The sequence below is a fragment of the Roseobacter sp. genome (genome assembly GCF_045106495.1).
Classification (GTDB): Bacteria; Pseudomonadota; Alphaproteobacteria; order Rhodobacterales; family Rhodobacteraceae; genus Roseobacter.
In genome coordinates, this window is record NZ_JBGCEQ010000001.1 from 83,442 (window position 1) to 104,777 (window position 21,336).

The window sequence follows — 21,336 nt, forward strand, 5'->3', positions numbered from 1 at the left end:
AGGCAACAACATGAAGATCAATGACGTTTTTCTAGGCTTGATCATGCTGGTGATCGGCGTGGCGATCGCATTGCACGCCCAGACGTTTCCCGTCATGGCAGGCATGCAATACGGTCCTGAGTTCTTTCCAACCATCATTGGGGGCGGCATTGCCCTTTGCGGGTTGGGCATGGTGGCGAACTGGGCGGTCTTTCGACACGGTCCGAAACAGCCATGGGTGGTCATGCCTGAGTGGATGGGTAGCAGGATCAACGTCTTGCGGGCGCTGGGAATTCTTGGTGCCGTGGTGTTTTACATCGTGGTGTCGCCGTTTCTGGGCTTCATACTTACGATCTTTCTGACAACCCTTGGGCTCTTGCTTTTGCTGGCGAACCCACTTTGGCTCAGCCTTTCGATTGCTCTCATACTACCCGCAATACTGCATTTTGGATTTTCTGTCGGGTTGCGGGTGCCGCTGCCGCGCGGTGTCATCGAAAAGCTGCTCATCTGATGGAGCAACTGGTCGAAGCCTTGTCGCTGGTTCTGCGCGTCGATGTCCTAATCACGATTCTGCTGTCAGCGATTTTTGGATTGTTTGTGGGCTCTGTTCCAGGGTTGACGGCCACAATGTCCGTGGCGCTGCTGGTTCCGATCACCTTTTTCCTTGATCCTGTTCCAGCCGTAGCAGCCATCGCGACGGCATCGGCGACTGCCATTTTTGCAGGTGACATACCCGGCGCGCTCTTGCGGATCCCGGGCACACCGGCGTCGGCTGCTTATGTAGATGAGGCCTATGCCTTGACCAAACAGGGCAAAAGCGAAGTAGCACTGGGCACATCCTTGATCACAGCTTCGCTTGGGGGGCTCATTGGCGTTCTTTTGTTGGCAGTCTTCGCTCAACAGCTGGCGGCCTTTGCGGTGAAATTCTCATCCGTGGAATATTTCTGGCTCGGTTGCCTCGGGCTCACCGCTGCCGTGGCCGTCTCTTCTGCCTCTTTGTCTCGGGGGGCCTTATCATTGTTGATTGGCCTGCTGATTTCTACTGTCGGCATCGACATTGCCACAGGCCACCCTCGGTTCACCTTTGGTCAAATGGACCTGCTGGATGGCGTCAGCTTCGTACCCGCGATGATTGGCATGTTTGCTCTGTCACAGGTTTTGCGCTCGGTTACAGTCGACCTTGACGTTAAAGTGCCTGTCGCAAAAATAGGCAGCCTTTCCAAACAGATGATTGGGACTGTGCGGCTCTATTGGAAGAACATCCTGCGTTCATCCGTGCTTGGAAACCTTCTCGGCGCACTCCCCGGCGCAGGGGCGGATATCGCGGCCTGGGTCGCTTTCAGCCTCTCGAAAAGATTTTCCAAAACGCCCGAAAAATTCGGGACCGGGCACCCCGAGGGCATTGCCGATGCAGGATCAGCTAATAATGCCGCCGTCGCTGGCGCCTGGACCCCTGCGCTTGTGTTTGGCATCCCAGGCGACACTGTCACGGCCATTGCCATTGGTGTGATGATGCTCAAGGGTATTACACCCAGCCCGCGCGTCTTTGAGACCGATGGCACCTTGGTTCTTGCGATTTTTCTGGCCTTTGCCCTCGCCAACCTGATCATGATTCCGCTGGGCATGATTGCAATCCGCCTGGCACGGCATGCCCTCTCCGTGCCCACGCGTATCTTGATGCCGGTTATTCTGATCTTCTGTATCGTCGGATCCTATGCCGTGGACAACACGATATTCTCAGTCTGGATCATGTTGGCTCTGGGCGTTCTGGCCTACCTGATGGAGGAAAATGACATCCCCATCGCACCTGCCATTTTGGGTATCGTTCTTGGCAAGGTGATCGAGAAGAACTTCCTCATCACGATGCTGAAAACGCAGGGCGACGTGCTCGGATTCTTTGATCGGCCTGTCGCTGCGGTCCTTGGCGTTATCACGCTCGCGTTATGGAGCTTTCTCATCATTCGAGCCCTTCGAGGCGTAACTGTCAAACAGGAATTGCCATCATGAATATGTTGAAACGCCGCCTTTCCGAAGGCCTGAAAACGTCGGCGCTCTGGCTCGAAGCCGGGTCACCTGTCATGGCCGAAGCCGCAGTCTATGCCGGATTTCGGTTCCTTATGATTGACAATGAGCACGGCCCCGCATCCATCGAGACAACGGCACATATGGCCCGTGCGATCGAGGCCGCAGGCGGGCATCCAATGGTGCGGGTCGCCGCCAATGATCCCGTGCTTTTGAAGCAGGTTCTGGATATTGGCCTCACGTCGATCATGGTGCCGCAAGTCAACACAGTTGACGAAGCGCTCGCCGCTGTTGCCGCCTGCCGTTATCCGCCACAAGGCAATCGCGGGTTTGCGGGTGACATCCGGGCAAGCCGCTTTGGGAGTGCCCCGCGTTACGCAGACACGGCCAATGACAATCTCATTCTCATGCTGCAAATCGAAGATCCCAAGGGTGTCGAGAACGCCGCCAAAATCGCGGAAGTGGATGGGGTAGATATGCTCTTTATCGGTCCCTATGACATGTCAGGTGGATACGGGAAACTCGGTCTAACAGATTGCGATGAGGTCGAAAATGCGATTGCCAGCATCCAGAATATTGCGAGCCTTACGGGAATCCCGCTTGGCACAGTCCCGCGAGACGGCAAGTCTGCACGCGACCTCTTGCGAGACAGTTTTCAACTCGTGATATCGAACTCCGAAATAGGGGCAGCCATGTCTGCCATACGCGCGGACATAGCCAGTTTGGATCCGGAATGGATGTAGGGCTGGATGAACGCAATTTTTGAGTGGACATCAAAAAGGCAAGTCTAAGTTCAAAGGGAAGTCGGAACCTTTGTCGCCACAACGATTGTGTATTTGGTTCTTATGCACCTGTTGCTTTGCAATGCTTTGAAAGGGAATCCGATGAAGTGAAGCACTTTTTTCGATAGGAGAATGCAGAATTTGCAAGTGACGGTCTTTGATGCTCGGGTGTGTTTTGTCGTCGCGCTTGCCGTTTGGCTACCGTTCCCTTTTCGAGCCTAGTTAAATTCTCGAATTCGAGCGCAAGAGTTTCAAGCCAAAACGTTAAGTGGGTTTCAAGTGCTACAAATGGTCAAGTGTCGACGGCACTGAAGGTATGACTGACGGTACTAAAGGCCGGAAAACGCTATATCGCTTGATGTGAGCTTGGGTCTGACAAGTTTCGCCACTTGCGCTGGGGGCGACAAAAGAAAAAGACTTTCGCCTCTCAACGAGCGATAGAAGAAATCACGTCACAGATTCAGGCCACTTAGAGAAACTTAAACCGCTTATCACGGTGACACCTCGGGGAAACAGCTTTTCACTGTTGGCACGGTACTTCAGTCCAAATGTTTGTTCGACGGCTATTGCACTCTTCGAAACAAAGCCTCCACTGGCACCGCCCTGAACTTTTGTCCACGTGACCATCATCGCATTCGCAAAGCGTCGAGTAGTATCGTTGATTTGGCTCTGGGCCTTTGCGATGTAAGGTGGTGACCAAAATCGGAGTTGCTCAATCAACTGAACGGAACCAAACCGATGTATGTGTTCTGATTTTCGAGCCGGCCCTTTCAGGCACGCAACCGATCCATTTCCAAAATGGCAATTTCTTTTCGACTGACCTGAAGGACTCCCTCGTTTTGCAGTCGATCCAGCGATTGAGTGACCCATTGCCGGGTCGCACCGACAATGGTCGCGATCTGATCGTATGTGATGTCCCGATCAACGATAATTTTGCCACCCTCGTGACGACCATATGTCTCGGCGAGTATGACCAATAACTGACGCAGCCGTTCAGAGACGGTTCGTGTGCCAAGCATTTGAATAAGCGCTGAATAGCATTTGCCCTTGTTTACCAATCCAGTGATTACGGCCATGGCAACATCCGGAATCTCGCGGACCAAGCGTTGCAGGCTGGCCCCTGAAATGAACAGCAATTCGCATTCTTCCAGTGCGTCTGCCGACCAAACGTGACGCCCCATGCCAAAGACTTCTGGCCCACCTATGAAATGCCCAACGCTCCAATAAGCTAGCGTAATTTCACGGCCAGATGGCCCCGCGTAAAACGTGCGAACACGACCTTTTTCGACAATCCAAACGCCGGTATGCGGATCACCCTGAAAGAATACGCCCTCACCCTTCAAGAAATTACAGCGGGTCCCGAGGCGGCGAACCTGCTTTTGGTCATTTGCCGACAAAGACGACAGAAAGCCAGCGCCCTTGTTGATCTCAAGAAGGTATTCCGACAGAAAAATGGCACTTTGGTCATTGCCTGTGTCATCAATTTTATCGATTACTCTTTCCTTTCCACCGACGATAGATAAGCGGCTATTTGATCAAGGACGTTGTCGGTTTTTTGAAGCATCTGATGATGGTCTCCGGCGACCGGACTATGGGTGCGTTTACCATCTCGGAAGTCTCGCATTTGTTTTGTCAGATAACCGGCATGCTGTGCCGAAAGATAGGGCACATCATCGGCTCCGTCCGCGCCGTGACAATCCAGACACCCAGCCTCAGCAGTCAAAACCATTCCGGCATCGTCCGGTGGGGCCGGCGACGGTGGCGGCGGGTCCTGCTCGGAGAACCATTTGACAACGACAGGCAAATCCTCATGTTTTAACTCCGTTACAATGCTGACCATCTGACCGCCATCGTTGGACCGTTCGCCAGCGAGAAAGGCGTCTAGTTGCGCACGGATGTAGCCGGGTTTTTGTCCTGCTAGATGCGGAAACTTATCGGTATGCGATTGCCCGAAAAGCCCGTGACACAACGCGCAGGTTTCGTGGGGAGGGTAGCTGGCCGCATCGAAATCGGCTGTTGCAGGCGGCGCGCAAAAAAGCGCCAACAGGGCAGCCAATTTTTTCACGACCCACTCTTTAGGGAGATGACTTCCGCTGGCACATTCAGGGTGTCACCATTCGCAAAGAGCAATTTCAGACCAACTGTTTCCCCAACTTGAGCCATCGTTTCGGACTGCATCAGCATAATGTGCAGACCGCCAGGTTCGAGTGACACTTTTTGCCCCGGCGCGATGTCCAACTGTTGCACCATGGACATGGTGGCTACGCCGTCTTTCGTTTCGCTACTGTGCAGATGCGCCATGCCGTACCCTGTTGCTTCAACGCCGATAATACTTCGAGTTTTGTCCGCCGTGTTTTCTAGCTGCATGTACGCTGCTTGCGACATTGAACCGGGCGGCGATTGCGGCACGTAGGCATCGAATACTTTGATATCTTCGGCGGACAAGGCAGTGGCCGCCGTGACCAGCGCGAAGGCAAAAGGGTAACGGATCATTGCGAAAGTGCCTTGCGATATGAAATTTGAAGGCGAGACAGAAATTCTGCCGTTAGCCCTGGATCAAAGGGGGGCTGCAGCTTTGCGCGCAGCGTTCCATCCGGCGCAATGACAGATACGGCGGAAGTGTGCTGGACATCGTAAAAGCCATCTGCATCCGGTGGCATCAGGCGATAGTACCCATCTGAAGCTTCGACAAAAGCATCAATGTCTTCGCGCGTACCCGTCATGCTGCGAAAGTCAGGATGAAAGAATGGGCCGTATTCGCTGACGTATTTGGCATCCCGATCAGGATCTACGGAAAGGAACCAGACCTTGGGTACGTTGTCCGGTCGGACGCGCATGCCGGTTTCCGCGACTGCGGCTTCCAGATTGCCCAATGTAAAAGGGCACACATCCGGACAGGTCAAAAAACCAATCATGATCAGCGTCCACTGATCCTTCAGATCGAGGGTTTCGTATGTCGCGTCGTTTTCATCATGGAAGCTGAAGGTTGGCAGGGCGACTGGTTCGTCAAGCATGACACCCTGCACTTGCGCTTTTGCAGTGAAGCCAAAGACTACAGCAAGCAGTATTGCAGCAAGTCGTATCATTTGTTCTGCTCCGCGAAGGCTTTCCGGCTCTCGGTCTTGATTGTATCCAGGCAGAATTGACGCGCTTCCATGTATTCGGATGTGGTCGCCATATCTGTGGACCGGGGTCTGGGAAGTTTGATCCGAACATCTTCAATGATCCGACCCGGAGCCGCACTCATGATGAGCACGCGATCTGCCAGAAATACGGCTTCGTCGACGTCATGGGTTACAAACACAACCGTGGTGCCGAAATTCCGCCAGATGTCGAGCAAACTTTCCTGCATCATCAAACGGGTTTGCGCGTCTAACGCGCCAAAGGGTTCGTCCATTAACAAGACGCTTGGATAATTGGCCAAAGCGCGGGCAATGCCGACCCTTTGCTGCATGCCGCCCGACAGTTCTGCGGGATAGCGGTTACCGAACTTCTTCAAACCGACGAGGCCAAGAAATGTATTCGCCACCGATCCGGCCTCTGTTCGCGTAGCGCCTGTCATCTTGGGGCCAAAAGCCACGTTCTCATAAACGGTTTTCCACGGCAGAAGAGAATACTGCTGAAACACCATTCCCCGATCGGGCCCCGGGGCTTTGACCTCGACATCATCAACTGTGACGTTGCCTGTTGTCGGGTTAACATATCCAGCGATGGCGTTGAGCAGCGTTGACTTACCACAACCGGAAGGTCCCAAGATACAGACGAACTCGCCAGCTTGAATGTCTATGGACGTGGTTTCTACCGCTCTATGTGTCGAAGCGCCGCTCCCAAAGGTAATCGATACCTTATCGATCTTTATCTCGCCTTTATCAGCCTGCGCTCTGGACGCACCGTCCGGTTTCTTGAATTTCAAGACATCAAGCATGTTTCAGATTCCCTGATAAAGATTTGGAGGTTCGGGTCTTGCGCCACGCCAAAAGGACCACAGTGCAGATCAATAGTCCAAATCCAGCCAGATTGAGGGCTGGGCCCATAGTTTCCAGAGCAAGCGAAGTTGAAACACCCAGCCCAAGCATCGCGAGACCAACGACCCAAGACGGTGCTGCGCAGCAAACAACCCAGCTCATTGTGGCATTTGTCATCGCAATCAGCACAGCGCTGATGCCGGTGGTCGCCCGCAAAGTCGTACCCGTCTTGGCATCGCATTTATCGGCACGCAGAAGGCTAAGACAGAGCGCAACCAGCGCACCGAGAACGAACAGCACCATCATGCGAATGGGCACAACGTTCAGGCTCCATTCCGAGACACCCATGCCGTAGTCGTAGTTCATCTTGCCAATCTCGATCAGCCACTCCTGATTGACGATGGGGAGGACATCGCGCCACGAAGGCGTTGATTTGACGATGTGGATCACGTTGCCGATCCAGTCATAGCCGATCCAATAGTTTGGAAGAGCTTGGAAACGAACCATCAGCGCGATCATCATTAGAACCTGCATCAGGACCGCAAACATCAGCCCGGTCAGTACCATACGTCGCCAATCCTGACGAACGGCTTGGCCGATTGTTGAAAGAACCATCATCAGCGTGCCCTCTTTTGCCATTTGAGCATTGGTGAAGTCGCAAGTTTGACGGCCGCCGTTGAAGCCGTTCCCAGTCCGCCAATCACTAACATCCCAACGACGATGTCCTGATAATTGATCAGGCTGTAAGCGTTCCATGTGAAGTATCCGATCCCGTATTGACCAGAGATGATTTCGCCTGCCAACAATGAAAACCAGCTGACCCCCATGCCAATCGCCAAACCTGCTGCAATCGATGGCAAGGCGGCGGGAATCACGACATGGCGAAATACGTCCATACGCGACGCCCCCAACGATTGAACGGCTCGGACCAGAACCTCGGGGGTCTGTTCGACACCATGCAGCGTGTTCAAGACAATCGGGAACAAGGCTCCCAGGAACGTAATGTAAATGATGGAGCTTTCCTCGGTCGGCCACATCAGGATGGCGAGCGGGATCCAGGCAACCGCAGGTATGGGGCGGATCACTTCGATGTAAGGCATGACAAAAGCGCGGGCGATCCGCGACCGACCCATGATCAATCCAATTCCAACTCCTAGCACAACAGCGAATGAGTAGCTGATCAGAATGCGGCGCATTGAAACGCCAATATGGGTCCAGAATATTTCGGTCTGCACGTGCGTGATAAATGCGGTGAACACTTTGAAAGGCGCAGGCACATTCGAGAAGTTAATGTAAAAGTCCAGATTGATTGCAGTGGCGATATGCCAAAGAACTACGCCGATACTCAACGACACCAAAGCTATGCCGATGTTTTGAATTTGTTGAGACGAAAAAACGGGCAGCTTCGGCGCCACCCCAGACGGTACTGCCTTGACGGGCGCATTATCCGCTGAGGCTGCTGATGCATCCTCGTCTTTTACAAGTGGCTGCATAAGTTTTCCCTTCCGTCTAGTGGGGTGCTTGCAGTCCTAAAACGATCTCGGCCGATCAAATCGGCCGAGATCAATTCCGGTTGTGTCCTAGCTCTCGGTTGCGAAATCCGCGATCGCATCGTCGAAAGATACCAGTTCACCAGCATTTGCACCGGCGTAGGCTTCTGCTTCGCCTTTGCGCAGGAAGGTTGCATAATCGTCACCCGCTTTGACCCAGAAAGCCGTCTTGCCAAACAGCTTGAGCCCGGTTTCAACATCATAGACGTATGTGGAATTCAGGTTGGTGCCGGTGGCTTGAATGTCGGCCACGGATTGCAGGAATTCAGGCATTGTCGCAAAAGCGCTGATGCCATCGCGCGGGTGCCAGATTTCCATCGGCAGACCTTTATTGGAAACTGCAGGATCGACGACAGCAGCTTTGTCGGCCTCATAGTCCACGCCCATTTCTTCATAGGCCACTTTCAGGTAGTCCTCTGTGATCCAAGCATCGAAATCGAGCGGCGGGATCGCCTTTTCTTTGACTAGAACGCCATGGTTGAACTTCAGCGCGTCAACCCAAGCCGTCTTGATCGAGGGTTCCAGCGTCAGGTGGCCACCTTCTGAGAAATAAAGGTACAGCACTTCTTTCTCGACGCCGGTCCAGCCTTCCATCTCAGAAACCGCGCGAATCGGATCTTCGCGTATCCATTCACCAGCTTCGTAGACAGCTTTGATGAAAGCCTGAACGACCTCCGGATATTCCTCGGCAAAGTCCTGACGGACAACGACGCCGTGCAAGTAAGGAACGCCCGTTTCAGAGCCATCATAGATTTTGCGACCTGTGCCACGGAATTCCATGATTTCCGACCAAGGGCAGAAATCGGAGTGCGCGTCAATTTTGCCTGCTGCAATGTTGGCGGCACCAACGGCCGGGCTTTGGTTTTTCAAAACGTAGTCGGAAGAGGGGATATCGTTATCCTGCATCGCTTTTAAAAGCATGCCCCATGCGGCGGAACCAACCGGGGTGGACACTTCCTTGCCCACAAGCTGATCAATGGAATAAATGTCGCTCTCAACGGGCACCACGATGCCGTTGCCTGACCCTTTGAGGTTGTAGCCGGTGCCGGCTACGTAAACTGTGCGCAAGCTGTCAGTCTCTTGGAATTTGGCACCGTTTACGATCAGTGGATAATCCCCCATCACACCGAAGTTCAGCTTGTTGGCAAGCATCTGGTTTGTGATGGGCCCACCGGAGCTGTAGTCTGCCCAGCTAATGTCATACTCGGCGTCTGCATACTTGCCATCAGTGGGCAGGTGTTTTTCCAACAGGCCAAGCTCTTTGATCACAATGCCTGCGGTGTATGTGTCTGTGCACATTGATTGGTGACCGACTGCAATTGAAATTTCTTCCGCTTGGGCCGCGATGCTCATCGGAACAATGGACGCCGCCCACAATGCCGATTTCAAACTTGTTCTGAGATTCATTTCACTCTCCGTTGGTCAGGTCTATTTTTATCTTGACGACCCTAATATCCAACCTTGTGCGTCAGACGTGCAGTGTATTCCGGGGTGTATTCCGACTTATATTTCAAAAGCACAAATAATAGGCGAAAATTCAAATGAGAGGGGGAAACTTAGACGCAAAATAATCGAAAAAATTTGAAGTGATTAAGAATCGGACGTTGAAATTTACATTTAAAAACAGTATGTTAGTTAGATTTTTTTTGAACAAAGGTAGCACCCTGAGGCGCCCGCCAAAGGGTGTATTTGAAGCATTCGAATTAATCATAAACAGGGTCTATTCGACGCCTATTCTCCCCAATGCCCAACGCACATTTTTGCGTACATCCGGGTCTGGGTCGTCCTTGTACTTCTCAAGAAAGGGCTTGGTTTCAAGCACTGCCATTTCGCCCAGAACCGCGGCGCATTCCTTGCGCAAATTCGGCACTGGAATATCCATCATCGGAGCAATTTCTATTGCCGCTTCCGTTGCATTCAGCTTTCCAAGCGACCGAACTGCCTTGACCCTGACTTGCCAGAAATCATCGCCAAGCGCGGTTCGAAGCATGGGTACACAGGTTTCGCCTCCCGCTTTGGCAAGTGTTTCAGCCGCCGCCTCGCGCACCATCCATTCGGCATCTTCTAGGCCTTTAATCAGTGTGGTTTCTGCGTGATCTGACTTGGAAAAGCCTAGAGCGGAAAGCGCCGTTCGGCGGACCTGGGTGTCATTGTCTTTTGTTGCCTCCCGCAATGCAGGAAGCGAACCTTCATCGCACAACCACCCGATGACACCAACCGCTTCCATCCGAACGCTGGCGTCTGGATGTTGCAATGCGGTAATGGCTGGTCCCATGGACTCCGGCCGGCGCAATTCCTTGATGCCAGCGAGGCACGCTTTTAGCTTGACCGTATCGGTGTCACCCAAATGTGGCAGGATCGCGTCGCCAGAAGCTGGGTCCTTCAACTCTTTCAAACTCATTTCAGCAGCCTCGATCACCGCTGGATCGCTGTCCTGGAGTGCCGAGACTAAAGCTGCCGCAGTATCCGCACCGTCAAAGTTTGTTAGAGCTTGAGCGGCCTGTTTGCGGACCCCAGGATCGTCATCTGTGATTGCCCGCGCCAGAAAGGGGATCGCTGCGGTATCAGCGCTATCGGCAAGTTCAATGACCGCCATGATCCGAGTGCCGGGCGAGGGATCATCTAGCGATTCAGCCAACTCGCCAATCTCGTCGAAATCTTCAAACAGCGCACTCATATCCGTCTCACTTCAACAAAAATGGCAAGTTGACGGTAACAGCACCGGTCGGGCAGTCGGTTTCGCAGGGCATGCAATACCAGCATTCGTCATACTTCATGTACGCCGTGACGGGGTCGCCGTCTTTCATGGCAATGCGCAGTACGTCCAGCGGGCATACGTCCACGCAGACCGTGCAGCCCTTGTCGGCAATGCAAAGATCCTTGTCGACGACAACCGGGACGATGGATGAGGTTTGAGCCAAAGGCATGATTTCGTCCTTATTCCGCCGCAACCGTTTTGGTCACACGCTGGTTGTTGTAAGCGTCTTTTTCATCATCTTCGATTTCGACGACATAGGGCTGAACCGCTTGCTTGCGGTGCGCTGGTTTTCCATCATCGCCCTTGGTCAGGATCGTGTGGCAGAACCAGTTTTCATCATCCCGTTCGTATTCAACGCGATTGTGATAAAGGCCCCAACGGCTTTCGGTGCGATAGAGAGAAGCCGCAGCCGCCATATCCGCGCAGTCCATGATGGCCGATGCCTCCAACGAACGCATGAGCTCATGGCTGTCGCGCACGTACATCTCGGTTTCCATATCATGACGCACTTCTTCAAAACGGCGCTGCGCCAACTCCATTTTCGCGGTAACCTTTGGTGGCTGCAGGTAGTCGTTCACAAAGCGGCGCGTTTTATATTCGATCTGGTTGGGCGGAATCCCATCATCGCGCTTGGTCGGTGCCAGAACACGGGTCCGCTCTGCATCGACGTCCCCCATGTCGAACTCGGCAAAATCCACATCCCTGATAAAGTCCACTGCATCCAGCCCGGCGAAGGCACCATTGGTAAAGGCACCAAGCATGTAATTATGGGGCACGTTTGCCATGTCACCGGCAGCATACAGACCATCGATGGTGGTACGCGCGCGTTCGTCGACAAAAACACCACTCGCAGAATGGCCCGAACAGAAGCCCACTTCCGAGATGTGCATTTCGATCATGTCAGTGCGGTAGTCTGTGCCGCGACCCTTATGGAAATGACCGCGGGTAGGGCGTTCGACAATATGCAAAACGCGCTCGATCTCGGCAACCGTTTCTTCGGCGAGATGGTTCAGCTTTAGATAAACCGGCCCTTTGCCCCCTTGCAGTTCGTCATAGAACTCCTGCATCATCTGGCCGGACCAGTAGTCACACTCAATAAAACGTTCGCCTGATGCGTTCGCGGTATATCCGCCCATCGGGCCCGCAACATAGGCACAAGCCGGTCCGTTGTAATCTTTGATCAGCGGGTTGATTTGAAAGCACTCAAGATTGGCAAGCCCTGCGCCTGCGTGAAAGGCCATTGAATAGCCCTCACCGCTGTTCGAGGCATTTTCATAAGTGCCGTAAAGATAGCCGGAGGAAGGCAAACCCAACCGCCCCGCGGCGCCAAGTGACATCACAACAGCCTTCGCACGCACAACGAGGAATTCTGCAGTGCGCGTGTTCACGCAAATTGCCCCGGCAATGCGGCCTTCGCCCGTCAATAGGCGTGTCGCCATATAGCGGTTGACGATGTTGATACGCGCCTTGCGCAGTTGTCGGTACAGCGCCTTTTTGACCGTGTCTCCGTTAGGCATCGGCAATACATAGGTACCGATGTGGTGTACCTTTTTGACATCGTATTCGCCGTTTTGGTCTTTTTGAAACCGAATGCCAAACTGGTCCAGTTCTTCGATGATGCTGTAGCACTCCTCGGCGTAGCGGTAGACTGGCTTTTGATCGACAATCCCATCGTTGGCGATGGTGATTTCCTTGGTGTATTGCTCCGGCGTGGCATAACCGGGAATGACCGAATTGTTCAGGCCATCCATCCCCATCGATATTGCACCCGAGCGCTTTACGTTGGCCTTGTCCAGAAGGACCACATTGGCTTCAGGATTCTTGCGTTTGGCTTTTAACGCCGCCATCGGGCCGGCAGTGCCGCCGCCAATGATCAGGATGTCGCAATCAATCTGTGATGTTCCGTCGAGGATCTCGTCCATCAAAGGCTCCAAAATCTGTATTCTGCTTCAGTGTGCACCGTGCTGCGGTGCGGCAAATGTCAATTAGTTTCCGTATTGCTCAGAAAGCGCATGCAAATAGACAAAGGGATATATCGCGCGGTCATGCCCGTCGGAGAAAGTGATGTTCACGCCGGCGCGGCCAACTTGCGTCAATGCGGTGATGGTGAGATCTGGCGAGACATCGATGCTCCCGTTGTCCAGCTTCGCCCGCCTGGTATAGGCGTCTCTGGCTTCTTGGCGCAGAGTTGTTGCAGGCAATTCGGTTACATTGCCGGATTCCCATTCAACAATCAGTTTGCGATTATCCGGCGTGGCGGAAAGCCTGTCTATCATCAACGTTCTCCTTCGCTTGATCCAATCATGCCGCAACGCAGAATCGCTCAATAGCAATTTGTTTACGGACAGCTGCGCTGCGCTGCGGCACGTTGGGTGAAACTTTGAGAAAGAGAACGCGACATGACCTTCGTCGTCACAGACAATTGCATCGCCTGTAAGTACACCGACTGTGTATCCGTTTGCCCCGTTGACTGCTTTTATGAAGGAGAAAACATGCTGGTGATCGATCCAGTCGAATGTATCGACTGTGGCGTCTGCGAACCTGAGTGCCCGGCGGATGCGATTCGCGCAGATACCGAAGCCGGCATGGAAGAATGGGTCGTGTTCAACGAAAAATATTCGAAAATCTGGCCCGTGATTACGGAAGCGAAAGACCCTTTGCCATCCGCCGAGCAGATGGATGGACAAGACGGTAAACTAGAGACCCATTTCTCAGAGAAACCAGCCGTCGAGGCGGCATAGAGGATGCTCACATGAACATTCAAACCAAGGCTCCGGCAAAGATAATGCCGGACGCACAGACAGTTACGTCTGTCCATCATTGGACTGACACGCTTTTTTCATTCCGCGTAACGCGCCCGCAATCGCTGCGCTTTCGCTCGGGTGAATTTGTCATGATCGGTTTACTCAAAGACGATGGCAAACCGCTTTTGCGCGCTTATTCTATTGCCTCGCCAAGCTGGGACGAGGAATTAGAGTTTTACTCTATCAAGGTGCCAGATGGACCGCTGACCTCTCGCTTGCAAAAAATCGTGCCGGGGGATGAGGTAATCTTGCGCCCCAAACCTGTCGGAACGCTGGTTCTGGATGCCTTGCTCCCGGGCAAGCGCCTTTGGATGATTTGTACCGGCACCGGCGTTGCCCCATTTGCCTCGCTTCTTCGGGATCCCGAAACTTGGGAGCAATATGACGAAGTGATCCTTGCACATACTTGCCGCACAAGCGCGGAACTGGCCTATGGGCGCACGTTGGTCGCAGCGTTGCCGGACGATCCTCTGATTGGCGAACTGGTAGGCGACAAGCTGAAATACTATCCGACAACCACGCGTGAGCCATCGAAAATCGAAGGTCGGATAAGCGATCATTTGCGCGACGGGCGGGTATTCTCGGCCCTCGATATGCCTGCTTGGACCAATTCCGAAGACCGCGTCATGGTGTGTGGAAATCTGGCTTTGAACAAAGACATCATGTCGATCTGTGCCGATCATGGGCTGATCGAAGGGGCAAACTCTGACCCCAAGCATTTTGTGGTCGAGAAGGCTTTTATTGACTGACCCAATCAGCCACCAAAGCTTCCGCATCGGTTGATCCAAAACTAACAGAAGTTGGTGTGACAAAGGCCGGAGTGCCGAGGATTTGTAGGTCAATTGCGATGTCGCGGTTATTGTCGATGCGTGCGGAAACGGCATCGCTTTTCATTTCGTTCTGAACCGAAGGCCAATCAATGCCTTGGCTACTGGCAATCGTTTCGAACGCCGTTTCCCCGAGAGGGCCTTTCAACGTCCAAAGCGCATCGTGTACAGCACGATATTGCTCTGCGGTGCCTATGTTCTTTACGGCCAGCGCAAAGCGCGCTCCACGTTCTGACCCGGGCGAGAGTATTGGCAGATGCCGCATTTCAACGCGAATGTCCGGGTGCATTTCCAGCGCTGTCTGCAATTTGGGATGCAACACTTTGCAGGGCGCGCATCTGTAGTCAAAGAACTCAATGACGGTCAGTTGAGCCTGTTCCGGACCAATCCCAAGGATTGGGGATTGGTCAAATAGGTCCGGATACTTGGCTATTTGACGGCTTTGAGTTGCGCGTGCCTCGCGTTCAGACAACGCTTCCATCGCTTCAATTATTATCTCTGGGTTGGCCAGAAGGTAAGTGCGTAACCGCTCTTCGAACTCCGTATCTGTCATATCTGCCACTGCTGGCTGATGGAAAATCGACAAAACACCTGTTAAAATCGCGGTCCTGATACAAGTCAGTCCTTTTCCCCGGGAACCGACCGAATTTTCAAGTTTCAGCGCCATTGATTTCCCCGTATCAGCGCCCCGCCGCAGGGGACGAAGCAATAAGTTCCTCCTCGCGATTTTAGACGATTCGACATTCAATGATTTCATACATCGTCATATTCGCAGCTCTAATTCGAGGAGCGCTGAAATTCCCGGCAGCGAATGCGACATCCGGTCGTTTATTAAGCTGACTAAGTCAGAAATCGAATTTTTTGCGAACGCGCAAAGGTGATTTCAAGCTCTGTGCCTATGCTCTTACAACCGTAAAAGGCCGAAGCCATGCTACGATTTTCCTTTTTCCAGTCTCTGAAACGCCCTGCAGGCGCGCTCCATGGTGTATGGGAAAAACCTTTGCCGGAACCAGAAATTGAGCGTGAGATTGTGCATTCCAGTTTTTTAACCACAATTGGATACGACACGACGCGAAATGCAATTCAAGTGGAATACAAAAACGGGTGTCTTTATAGGATCGATGGTGTTCCAGAGCAGACATATGGCGCGCTCAAGAAGGCGGATAATTTTGATCAATTTTTTCGCGAACAGATCTTGAACCAGTTCGAAATGACCAAAACTGGCACACTTATGCCCATGGGGTGGTAGAAAACTGCGTCGCTTCAAATGGTCCTGTGCGGCTCAATAATTAGAAATCACGGCCGTCTTGTCGCCTGTGATATCGATGTAGTGAATGGAATTGGTGACTGACTATTTGATAATCCATTTGGGTAAGATAATGAAATGATGAGGGTTTTCAAACCTTACCCAGACTGTCGTTCAAACTAGCTCACTTCCCAGCGCCTCAGATTCTAGTGGTTACTATTCAGAAATCTTGAAACACCGCGGTGGAACACGATTTTGGTATTTCGCGGTTGATAGTGGAGCGATGAAAAACGAGGCAATGGTCCGAATTGACTGGTGCGCTAAGCATGTCGGAAGCAATCTCAAAATTGTATGGCAATGTGCCTTTGAATGTTCCGGGTCTGAGTTTGCGATGTGTGCATGAGATGCCGCCCTATTTTTTCCGGGTGATGCTGTCTAGCGATGTCGGCGTCCTGAAAACTGCCAAAGCCTCCAGACCTTCAGGTCGCTTAGAGATTTAAAGCCGACGATGACCACAGCAATGCAAAGCAAGGCCTTTGAAGCCGTCTCCATTGTACCTTCTATCAGCAACGCGTGAGCAACTGTTCCCACGATAACAATAGTGGTGAGAGAAGTATGCATGCGTCGCCACTGGCGCGGCTGGAGATTGAACTTGTTGCGCATCAAGGCGACTATTGCTGCGGCGAACAAGGCCCACATGGCAATCACACCCCAAACTGAAAAGGGTGTTGGCGATGAAAACAGAAGCGCATCTATCACATCAGGCGGGCTTGTCAGCCAAAGTGCCGCGACATGGACCACAACGAAAATGACTAACGTAGCACCGACCCAGCGATGCACGCGCTTGCTGATTTTCAGCGAAATTCCGGGTAAGTAGCCGGCAATCAAAACCGGCTGAGCCAGTAAAAGAGCAAAGGCTATTACACCTGCAAATCCAGCAACAACATAGACTGGTTCTCTCCATGCCAGAAGCGGGCTCAACGCAGCGCCGGCAATTGGCGCAATAACCACAAGTAAAAACGCCGACCATACGAGGTAGACGCGTTTTCTGCTAACCGGCTGAGATTTCACCCGGTTTATGCCGGCTGGAGGACGAAATGTGCTTCAAGAGAGCTGTCGTTGGAGCGAGACATGACCGGGCGCAGAAAAACGGTCTCAAAATCGCCGCTGTCATATGCGAGGTGACCATGCGGCTGACCGAAAGCAGGTACGATTTGCGGCATTTCAAGGCGAAAAATACCCTTGGCATCGGTCAGTGTTGCGCCATGACTGTGAGGGTCTCGTTCATGCCCTTCGGTAGTATGTGCCCAAATCTGGATGCGTTGGCCCGCAAGTGGCGCACCATCGCCTGCACGGCGCACGGAGCCAGTCATCCAAAAACCACCGCCGCCGATTCTGGTGACGATGGGAGCGCCCGGTAAATAGTTGTTGGAGCCACCGCGCATCGAAGCCGTCGGTTCAAGGGTTTTCGCACGTGCCGGGACGGTAAAACCGACAAACGCCGCCGAAACCGCAGCAACACCATTGGCAAGCAGCTTGCGGCGTATGATCACTCTATTGGTCATTCTATTTCCTCTTAAAGGACGCAATGAACTTTTAAGCGTCAAAGCTAACGGGAAAAGGTTTCTCGCACTCATTCCTGAAGAGCAAGATAATACAAAGAGGGATTGCAAAAACCAATCACACAGATTTGTGATGCGGCTTTCGGGCGAAAACACACCTCATTTCTTTCAGGTGTACGCGCAATCCTGGAATGTCGCGATCATACTGCAGAATTACGGACTAGTTGATACGATGAACTGGCCTTTTTAAGGAGGTCAGCATTCACCAGTGCTACATCTGGCTTAGGATCCGGCGCGAGAGACACAAGACGACTAGGTTCATAGCAGGTTTTTTTGCCGCTTGATCTTTGTCAAAAGTGGAGACATCTCGTATGGAGTGAAGTTGAAAGGCCTCCGTCCGCGCAAAAATGATTGGGTAAGAGGCGCGATTAATTCCAGGACTGGTGGGAACGCCGCTAGCTTGCACTGCACTAACAAATTGAGCACATCTGTTTAAGGACAGCTGGTGCAAGAGCTGACCGCTAATTTGAATCTTAATTTCGTTGTGTCGCTGTGCGGTTTTTCGACGTGATAGCGGGCATGAGACCAAGATTTGCTGTGATTGTTGGAAGTTGCGAGGCGTTTTTGGAGGTGGCAGGCGAGCTTGACCAGGCACCACGGGTACTTCGCGAGGCATAGTTTTGCGAGCCTCAAAGTCGGTCTGTTGTGAAAAAATGGTTCGAATGGAGAGTTTTTCCAATCGGAAAACCTATTGGCCCTTCTTTAACTGTTGCGTTTTCAACCAACGCGTTCCAGTTAGACGGCCAAAAAAGGGCAAACACTGCTCAGACACCTTGCCGGTTTTCAATGCGCACACTCTTTGCTTTTGAGCGAGCATTAACCACTCAGTAACCAAACTGTTTTTTTGGCGCAACGAACCGGGTACCCTTCAGCGTGAAGAGGATCGAATAGATGTCAGATTTTGATCAAGTAAAGCAGCTGGTAGCTAATTTGTCCGTCCAGCTTACTGAAGAACGGATGGCTGAGGTGCGGAGCCTGAGTGGGATCGGATGTTTGCCCCCCGGATCACTGACACAGATCGTTGAAGACCAACCTTTTAGCATTGAAGACATTGTCACGGTCCTGCTCTCAGGTTGGATTCTGCAAACCGAAGAGATCAAGCTCAACCTCGCGCGTATATCTGAGCTGGAAGACCTTTGTAGCCTGCAAAAGCGATCCATTGATGGTATCTCCGACCAAACGACGCGATTGCGCGTGCTTCTAAGCTCGCTTTCGCAAGACGAAAACCCTGTCTCTCCGGTCGACATGTTGAAACACATTGCAGCGCGCGCGGGAAACGATGGCGCGGTCGACCCTGGTTGAAAATTGCACTGGAGCCGTTTTAATTCGCATTTCCACCTGGATGAATCGTAAAAAAAATGATGGCAAAGCGCCCCCAAAAGACATTGTTTTGGCGACCCAACTCAAACAAAGACCTCCCCGTCGCTACGTCGTCGGGGCTGAACCAGCAGAGCAGTTGCTCATCCAGATGGGGGCTCAACGCGCCCTTGAGATTTGCCGGGACAGTTAACGAGCACAACAAGGTGATCGCTGACATGTATTTCTATATCCACAAAGAAACCTGCTTTGGTAGGACGTGTGTGGCCGAGTACAAAAACAAATCCACAAAAGCTTACAGGCTCGGTTTTTAACCAAGTTTTATCATCACAATCCTAGATTGCGCGAGAGATCGAATGGTTTGAGCAAGCGTCTGAGATGATGGAAATGGTTTTTCCGAAAAGCCTGGAGGAGGCCGTCAAGCTGGACTGTTTCGTCCATAAGGGCAAGCATTGCGATATCACAACGATCGTGCGTTCTGACACGCTGATCGTCACGTTCGACAATCTCGCCTCCATAAATGAGCGGCCCAAGAATGGACCTTGGCAACCTTGGATGGCCCACTATGCCGAGACGTTGGGCTTTAGCATAGCAGGCTTTCAAAGCCATCAAAAAGACTGGTATCGGACGCCAGAACCCGCCGAGATGATGATCAAGTTGCGGGAACTTGGTTTTTTTGCTCAGTTCCGCAAAATTCTTTTTATCGGCGCCTCGATGGGAGGATTTGCGGCGCTGTGCTTTGCCGGACTGGTTCCTGGCGCGCGGGTTTTAGTCTTCAGCCCACAATCGACGTTGAACCGAACAATCGCCCCTTTTGAAAAACGCTACCCTTGGCCATACAAAAAATTCGATTGGCAGACGCCCGCTTATCTCGATGCCGCCGAGCATTTGGCGACGATCCAAGGTGGTCATATATTTTTTGATCCTCGCTTGCGCGAAGATGCAATGCACGCAATGAGATTGCGAAGCCCTTGTTTGCAACAGGTCAAAATTCCCTTTGCAGATCACACATTGATCCGAACAATTGCGAAGTGCGGTGCTTTAGAACATTTGATTAAACGACTTGCCGGACCCGGCGAGTTGGACTGCGCATTCTGGCAGTTGATGCGAAATCGGAGGTCTGACCCGCGTTGGGCCAAGCGGTTTTTGAACACTGCTGCGGCAAGAGGACAAGGGCGGCTCGCGCCAAAGGCGTGTAGTTTCATGGAAGAAACTTATGGGTATTCCTTTGCGCGCCGGATAAACAAACGTTTGAAAACGGTGCAAAAGGGTTGATGATTTTCATTCAAACAGGAGAAAGCTCTTCTTTAGACGGTATCTCAATGCTGTGTTCGATGGTCAAATCCTTTGCCAAACGCTTTACTCAACCACCGCAAGATCAATGGACTGCGCCTGTCTCGCCTTACCAATTTGATGTCAAAACCGAAATTGTTCCAGCGCGGAAACCCAATGAGTCTTTGCGTTTTGTTCGTCAGATTTGGGTTGTTGCTTACTGCGAAAGAACGTGGGGGCAATTGATAGGTCCACGTCGCGCGTCTGCGGGTCAACGTCAAATCAGCGGCGATTGTTTGCAAGAGAACAGGGCGATCAGCGCCGATAATCGATGAGAGAGTTTCTGATATGGGCATTAGCCTGATTCCCGGGATGTTCTTGGCACGAAATGCCAAACATGTCCTTAGTGCAAAACGTGGTTTGGTTTTGGGTCGGCAAAAACTGCACTTGAAAGGCAAGGGGCTCATCAAGCTTACGCGTCAATTGAAGCGGTACGGTATTGATGTCGTACCGGAAGATCTGATCCAGGAAGATGGTTTCGCTGAAAAATTCTTTAGCACCCTTGGGTATCCAAAGTTGGAAGCCATGGACTTTACGCCTTCAGAGGGTGCAGAGCACATTCATGATCTGAATAGGACGATACCTGAACATTTGGAAGACCAATTTGACCTGATCATTGATGGCGGCACAACCGAGCATGTTTTTCACATCGGCACCGCGCTCGAGAATTGCCATGCGATGTTGAAACCTGGTGGGGTGATGATGAGCTTTGTTGCGGCTGACGGGTGGTTTGGACACGGGTTTTTCCAATTGGGTCCGGACGTTCCTTGGCGGTACTGGCATCACTGTCTCGGATACGAGGTGCTTGAAGTTGGTGCCCAAGAGCGAAAGGCTAAGAAAAAGTCTTCCGCGATCCCGGACCCTACTGGCAAAAGGCGGGGTGGGTCGCAATCATTTGATGGTCCGACGATGCTGCTTTACGCTATCCGCAAGCCTCTGACGCAAAGAGAAAAGACGTCGCCGGTTCAAGGGCATTACATCGGTTACCAGCGCTAGGGCTTAACGGCTTCAAACAACCGAAAAACGGCGAGCAGCTTCCATTTGACAACAGGAGAGGGATGTCAGTTCGAATTCTATTGGCCGGGAATATCGGCCCAGAATTGCGCTTCGCTGTAAACAAGCGCATGGTGTG

24 protein-coding genes are annotated in these 21,336 nt (G+C 52.3%); 9 read left to right on the plus strand and 15 right to left on the minus strand.

The annotated features are described in order from the left end of the window. The first annotated feature begins 10 nt into the window (after positions 1-10). From AB8B75_RS00370 to AB8B75_RS00380, 3 genes are read left to right on the plus strand one after another with little or no spacing between them, the layout of a single operon-like run. Positions 11-490: a tripartite tricarboxylate transporter TctB family protein gene (locus AB8B75_RS00370; RefSeq protein ID WP_405358938.1), complete on the plus strand. Its 480-nt coding sequence runs from the start codon at positions 11-13 to the stop codon at positions 488-490. After that, positions 490-1,986 carry a tripartite tricarboxylate transporter permease gene (locus AB8B75_RS00375; RefSeq protein WP_405358939.1) on the plus strand — a complete coding sequence of 499 codons (1,497 nt, stop codon included), beginning with the start codon at positions 490-492 and terminating at the stop codon, positions 1,984-1,986. Before AB8B75_RS00370 ends, AB8B75_RS00375 begins: the two co-directional genes overlap by 1 nt. Continuing rightward, positions 1,983-2,744 carry an HpcH/HpaI aldolase/citrate lyase family protein gene (locus AB8B75_RS00380; RefSeq protein WP_405358941.1) on the plus strand — a complete coding sequence of 254 codons (762 nt, stop codon included), beginning with the start codon at positions 1,983-1,985 and terminating at the stop codon, positions 2,742-2,744. Before AB8B75_RS00375 ends, AB8B75_RS00380 begins: the two co-directional genes overlap by 4 nt. An 809-nt stretch (positions 2,745-3,553) precedes the next feature. Here the strand turns inward: AB8B75_RS00380 and AB8B75_RS00385 are convergent. The 12 genes from AB8B75_RS00385 to AB8B75_RS00440 form a co-directional block, all read right to left on the minus strand. Beyond that, a complete protein-coding gene (locus tag AB8B75_RS00385; RefSeq protein ID WP_405358943.1) occupies positions 3,554-4,126 on the minus strand; it encodes a Crp/Fnr family transcriptional regulator in 573 nt (190 codons plus the stop codon). A gap of 149 nt (positions 4,127-4,275) precedes the next feature. Continuing rightward, positions 4,276-4,848 (minus strand): c-type cytochrome, encoded by a 573-nt coding sequence (locus tag AB8B75_RS00390; protein ID WP_405358945.1) that lies wholly within the window; start codon positions 4,846-4,848, stop codon positions 4,276-4,278. Beyond that, a complete protein-coding gene (locus AB8B75_RS00395) occupies positions 4,845-5,276 on the minus strand; it encodes a copper chaperone PCu(A)C (RefSeq protein WP_405358947.1) in 432 nt (143 codons plus the stop codon). Before AB8B75_RS00395 ends, AB8B75_RS00390 begins: the two co-directional genes overlap by 4 nt. Further along, positions 5,273-5,869 carry an SCO family protein gene (locus AB8B75_RS00400; protein WP_405358949.1) on the minus strand — a complete coding sequence of 199 codons (597 nt, stop codon included), beginning with the start codon at positions 5,867-5,869 and terminating at the stop codon, positions 5,273-5,275. Before AB8B75_RS00400 ends, AB8B75_RS00395 begins: the two co-directional genes overlap by 4 nt. Beyond that, positions 5,866-6,708 (minus strand): ABC transporter ATP-binding protein, encoded by an 843-nt coding sequence (locus AB8B75_RS00405; RefSeq protein ID WP_405358951.1) that lies wholly within the window; start codon positions 6,706-6,708, stop codon positions 5,866-5,868. The genes AB8B75_RS00400 and AB8B75_RS00405 overlap by 4 nt, the downstream gene beginning before the upstream one ends. Next, positions 6,701-7,366 carry a hypothetical protein gene (locus tag AB8B75_RS00410; protein ID WP_405358953.1) on the minus strand — a complete coding sequence of 222 codons (666 nt, stop codon included), beginning with the start codon at positions 7,364-7,366 and terminating at the stop codon, positions 6,701-6,703. The genes AB8B75_RS00405 and AB8B75_RS00410 overlap by 8 nt, the downstream gene beginning before the upstream one ends. Then, positions 7,366-8,241, minus strand: coding sequence for an ABC transporter permease (locus tag AB8B75_RS00415; RefSeq protein ID WP_405358954.1), 876 nt, complete (start codon positions 8,239-8,241; stop codon positions 7,366-7,368). Before AB8B75_RS00415 ends, AB8B75_RS00410 begins: the two co-directional genes overlap by 1 nt. 87 nt (positions 8,242-8,328) lie before the next feature. Beyond that, positions 8,329-9,705 carry an ABC transporter substrate-binding protein gene (locus tag AB8B75_RS00420; RefSeq protein ID WP_405358956.1) on the minus strand — a complete coding sequence of 459 codons (1,377 nt, stop codon included), beginning with the start codon at positions 9,703-9,705 and terminating at the stop codon, positions 8,329-8,331. 313 nt (positions 9,706-10,018) lie between these two features. After that, a complete protein-coding gene (locus AB8B75_RS00425) occupies positions 10,019-10,975 on the minus strand; it encodes a HEAT repeat domain-containing protein (RefSeq protein ID WP_405358957.1) in 957 nt (318 codons plus the stop codon). Between the two features lie 7 nt (positions 10,976-10,982). Beyond that, positions 10,983-11,225 (minus strand): ferredoxin family protein, encoded by a 243-nt coding sequence (locus AB8B75_RS00430; protein WP_405358959.1) that lies wholly within the window; start codon positions 11,223-11,225, stop codon positions 10,983-10,985. Between the two features lie 10 nt (positions 11,226-11,235). After that, positions 11,236-12,978 carry a fumarate reductase/succinate dehydrogenase flavoprotein subunit gene (locus tag AB8B75_RS00435; RefSeq protein ID WP_405358961.1) on the minus strand — a complete coding sequence of 581 codons (1,743 nt, stop codon included), beginning with the start codon at positions 12,976-12,978 and terminating at the stop codon, positions 11,236-11,238. A 63-nt stretch (positions 12,979-13,041) separates the two neighbouring features. Continuing rightward, complete coding sequence (locus tag AB8B75_RS00440; protein ID WP_405358963.1) at positions 13,042-13,332, minus strand: DUF971 domain-containing protein; 291 nt, start codon at positions 13,330-13,332, stop codon at positions 13,042-13,044. A gap of 123 nt (positions 13,333-13,455) precedes the next feature. On the opposite strand from AB8B75_RS00440, the gene fdxA reads away from it, so the two are divergent. Further along, positions 13,456-13,797 (plus strand): ferredoxin FdxA, encoded by a 342-nt coding sequence (fdxA, locus tag AB8B75_RS00445; RefSeq protein WP_405358965.1) that lies wholly within the window; start codon positions 13,456-13,458, stop codon positions 13,795-13,797. A gap of 11 nt (positions 13,798-13,808) precedes the next feature. Then, positions 13,809-14,609, plus strand: a complete 801-nt coding sequence (locus AB8B75_RS00450; RefSeq protein WP_405358967.1) for a ferredoxin--NADP reductase — start codon at positions 13,809-13,811, stop codon at positions 14,607-14,609. On the opposite strand, the gene AB8B75_RS00455 is transcribed toward AB8B75_RS00450, so the two are convergent. Next, on the minus strand, positions 14,599-15,240 hold the full coding sequence (locus AB8B75_RS00455) for a DsbA family protein (RefSeq protein WP_405358969.1): 642 nt from the start codon (positions 15,238-15,240) through the stop codon (positions 14,599-14,601). The genes AB8B75_RS00450 and AB8B75_RS00455 overlap by 11 nt on opposite strands. Positions 15,241-15,615: 375 nt before the next feature. On the opposite strand from AB8B75_RS00455, the gene AB8B75_RS00460 reads away from it, so the two are divergent. After that, positions 15,616-15,936, plus strand: a complete 321-nt coding sequence (locus AB8B75_RS00460) for a KTSC domain-containing protein (RefSeq protein WP_405358970.1) — start codon at positions 15,616-15,618, stop codon at positions 15,934-15,936. A gap of 432 nt (positions 15,937-16,368) precedes the next feature. On the opposite strand, the gene AB8B75_RS00465 is transcribed toward AB8B75_RS00460, so the two are convergent. After that, the gene (locus tag AB8B75_RS00465) at positions 16,369-17,004 is read right to left on the minus strand and encodes a ferric reductase-like transmembrane domain-containing protein (RefSeq protein ID WP_405358972.1); all 636 of its coding nucleotides are present in this window, start codon (positions 17,002-17,004) and stop codon (positions 16,369-16,371) included. A 5-nt stretch (positions 17,005-17,009) separates the two neighbouring features. Further along, positions 17,010-17,498 carry a twin-arginine translocation pathway signal gene (locus tag AB8B75_RS00470; RefSeq protein ID WP_405358974.1) on the minus strand — a complete coding sequence of 163 codons (489 nt, stop codon included), beginning with the start codon at positions 17,496-17,498 and terminating at the stop codon, positions 17,010-17,012. Between the two features lie 948 nt (positions 17,499-18,446). On the opposite strand from AB8B75_RS00470, the gene AB8B75_RS00475 reads away from it, so the two are divergent. The 3 genes from AB8B75_RS00475 (at position 18,447) to AB8B75_RS00485 (ending at position 21,200) form a co-directional block, all read left to right on the plus strand. After that, a complete protein-coding gene (locus AB8B75_RS00475; RefSeq protein ID WP_405358976.1) occupies positions 18,447-18,857 on the plus strand; it encodes a hypothetical protein in 411 nt (136 codons plus the stop codon). Between the two features lie 393 nt (positions 18,858-19,250). Next, positions 19,251-20,147, plus strand: coding sequence for a hypothetical protein (locus tag AB8B75_RS00480; RefSeq protein WP_405358978.1), 897 nt, complete (start codon positions 19,251-19,253; stop codon positions 20,145-20,147). Positions 20,148-20,492: 345 nt separating this feature from the next. Continuing rightward, positions 20,493-21,200: a class I SAM-dependent methyltransferase gene (locus AB8B75_RS00485; RefSeq protein WP_405358979.1), complete on the plus strand. Its 708-nt coding sequence runs from the start codon at positions 20,493-20,495 to the stop codon at positions 21,198-21,200. Positions 21,201-21,336: the final 136 nt, after the last annotated feature.